The sequence below is a fragment of the Nostocoides japonicum T1-X7 genome (genome assembly GCF_001046855.1).
Classification (GTDB): Bacteria; Actinomycetota; Actinomycetes; order Actinomycetales; family Dermatophilaceae; genus Nostocoides; species Nostocoides japonicum.
Window position 1 is genome coordinate 4,570,720 of the sequence record NZ_HF570958.1, and the last position, 2,847, is coordinate 4,573,566.

3 protein-coding genes are annotated in these 2,847 nt (G+C 74.7%); all 3 read right to left on the minus strand.

Annotated features, from left to right (window positions below; translation table 11 throughout):
* The coding region (locus BN12_RS20760; RefSeq protein ID WP_048555442.1) for a class III lanthionine synthetase LanKC N-terminal domain-containing protein at positions 1-1,662 on the minus strand (1,662 nt) is incomplete at its 3' end.
* A gap of 137 nt (positions 1,663-1,799) precedes the next feature.
* Positions 1,800-2,672: a thiopeptide-type bacteriocin biosynthesis protein gene (locus BN12_RS20765; protein ID WP_048555444.1), complete on the minus strand. Its 873-nt coding sequence runs from the start codon at positions 2,670-2,672 to the stop codon at positions 1,800-1,802.
* Positions 2,665-2,847: hypothetical protein (locus BN12_RS25495; protein WP_048555446.1), on the minus strand; the 183-nt coding region annotated here is incomplete at its 5' end. The genes BN12_RS25495 and BN12_RS20765, both read right to left, overlap by 8 nt.

Sequence of the window (2,847 nt, forward strand, 5' to 3'; positions counted from 1 at the left end):
GGCGTATGCGACGCCCTCGGCACCGAAGGCCAGGCCGCGGTGCTCGGCGAGCGTGGGGACCGGCGTGCCGGCGAGCCAGGCGAGCTGCTCCGGCGGGAGGGGGGCACCGATCGCGTCGAGGGTGAGCAGGACGCCCGCGGCCCCGGTCCACAGGCCGTGTCCCCCACCGGGGGTGTCGAGCTGCGCGACCGATCCCGGGTGGAGCCGGTCGGTGCGGCGTGGGGTCGCCGAGGCGACGACGCCGGCGACGAGGTCCTCGCGGGACGGGCCGGTCGAGCGCACGGGCGGCAGGACTCCCGAGACCGCATACGCCCGGTCCTCCGCCGCGGACCGTCGCACGACGTCCTCGAGGTCGGGTCGGCGGTCCAGGACGACGACGGCGGCCGTGCCGAGGAGGATGCCGAGCCGCCGGAGCGCGCCGAGGTCGCGGTCCGGGCCGGCACCGGGGACGGTGAAGCCCGCCGAGCCGCCGCCCTGCGTGACCCGCCGGCCGTCGAGCGAGGCGCACTCGAGGTCGACGAGGCGCACGGTGCCGTCCGGGGTGACGATGACGTTGCTCGGGTGGAGGTCCCCGTGGACGATGCCGAGGTCGTGCATCCTCCGGACGACGTCCTCGAGGTCCGTCAGGACGAGGCGCGACCAGGCGTCGTACCGGTCCGCCGCCGCCCTGTCGCCGGGCGCCCACGACGTCGGACCCGTGGCGGACACCCGGCGACCGAGCGGCTCTCCGGAGACCCGCTCGGTGACGAGGAACTCCGACCCGCCGCACGCGAGGTAGGCCAGCGGCTCCGGGGCCACCCCGTGCCCGGACAGCCGCTGGAGCACCTCGTGCTCGTGCCGCAGCCGGGTCACCGCGTCGGACCCGTCCCCGGCATACCCGCAGTGCAGCCGGGCCTCCTTGAGGACGACGGGCCGCCCCTCGAACGTCGCGGAGTAGACGGCGCCGGAGTTGTGCCGCACGAGGAGGGACACGTCGGTGACCGGCACGGTGCGCCGGCAGTCGGCCCGGGTGGAGCGCTCGCTGAGCCGGCGCACGCAGTCCGGCAGCGTGAGGGGGTGCGCGGCCCCGACGCGGACGTCGTGGGCGACCGTGCCGTCGGGGAGGCGGGTCGCCGGGACCGGGGCACCGTCGGGCCCGCGCAGCCAGGCGACCCGGAAGGCTCCCCACCGCACCGACACGGGGGCGTCCGGGTCGCCGATGTCGCCGAGGACCCGGGATGCCGGCTCCCCCCGGAGCCGGCTCGTCAGCTCCTCCAGGAGCAGCGCCAGGGTGGGCTCGTCGGGCGGGTAGATCGTGCACACCTTGCCGCTGCACTCCCGCGGGGCGTACTTGCTCTGGGTCATCGCGACGAGCCGGGCCGTGCGCAGCACCTTCCACGTCACTCCCTGGGCGGTGCACAGCCGGGCGACGACGCCGGCGACGTGACAGGCCCGGTCCGGTGTCGCCCCCACGTGGATCTTCCACCCGTCGTCGGGCAGCGGAGCAGGCCCGGCGACGATGCTCCACGGGCCGTGCTCCCCCCTCGCCCAGCCCGCCGGCAAAGCGTCGATAGCGGGTGCCAGGGACCGCGACGCCGCGCCCGGACCCCCCTCCGGCGTCCGCCACGGATGGTCGAGGACATCCTCGTCCGTCATCGCATAGAACACCGCTCGGTCCTGCATCGCGTCCCCCTGGCCTCCACCATCCGTCTGGCCCCTCCGCCATCCGACGCGGACGAACCTAGCGAGCCCGACGGCCCGGCCGGGAGATGCCGGCCGTCATCGGGAGCGGATGACGGGTGTCATCACGGGGGCCCGGCTCACCCCGGGGAGGCCCGTGCCGGCAGCTCGCGGCGGGCCGCCAGCTCGGCCTGGATCTGCCGGCCGATGTGGAGCATCCGCGCGAGGTGCGCCTCCTGGAGAGGAAGCACGCCGAGCCGGTTGTTCATGAGGTGCAGGTGGTGGTGGAGCACGAGGGCGATCGAGTGCGACCACAGCTCCGGGCGGATCCGGTCCACCTCGTCGCGGACGGCCTCGGCGTAGTCGGTGAGGACCGGACCGGCCCACGCGTCCTCGACGACCCGCTCGGCGACGTCGACGGCGCGGACGGCGTCGAAGCGGATGGCCTCCGGGCGGGCCAGCGAGTCCTTGACCATCGAGGCCCAGCCGCTGCCGACGGTGCCGCGACCGGTCCAGTACCAGCCGTACTGGTACATGAAGGTCGTCGAGAGCATCGGGGCGAAGGTCGCCTGCATGACCCAGAGGTGGCCGGCGCCGAGGGCCATGACGGGTATGCGGTCGCGCTGGGGCAGCAGCCGGGCCGCCGCCTCGCTCGACAGGTGCGCGATGCGGTGGGCCAGCTCGACGCCCAAGGCTCCGCCGAACTTCGCGTACTCCGGTGCGTAGTGCCGCCGTTGGACGAACCGCACGCAGCGGGCGTCGGCGGTCGTCCGGCGTGCGCACCAGTCCCAGAGGACGTCCTCGAGGTCGTGGGCGACCTCCGACCAGGGGTCGGTGAGCTGGAGCCGCAGCCGCAGGTGGACCCCGGTCTCGTCGAGGAAGCGGATGTAGAACCAGCGCGCGACGTCGGCCGCGTGAGCCGACAGCCACGGCTGGACGACCGACTCGAGGACGACGGGGATCTCCTCGAAGTCCAGGAGGTAGACCCGCAGGTACTCCCAGTGCTCACCCATGGTCGACGACCGAGACGTACTCGACGACCCTCCCGGGCCCGGACACGGCGGGCAGCGCCTCGGTGACGACCCATTGCGCGAGGTCCGGTGGGCGACGGAGCGCGGTGACGAGCGTCAGCGGATGCTCGAGGGAGACCCACGTCGGCTTGCCGACCCGCCGGGCGCCGGACGCCGT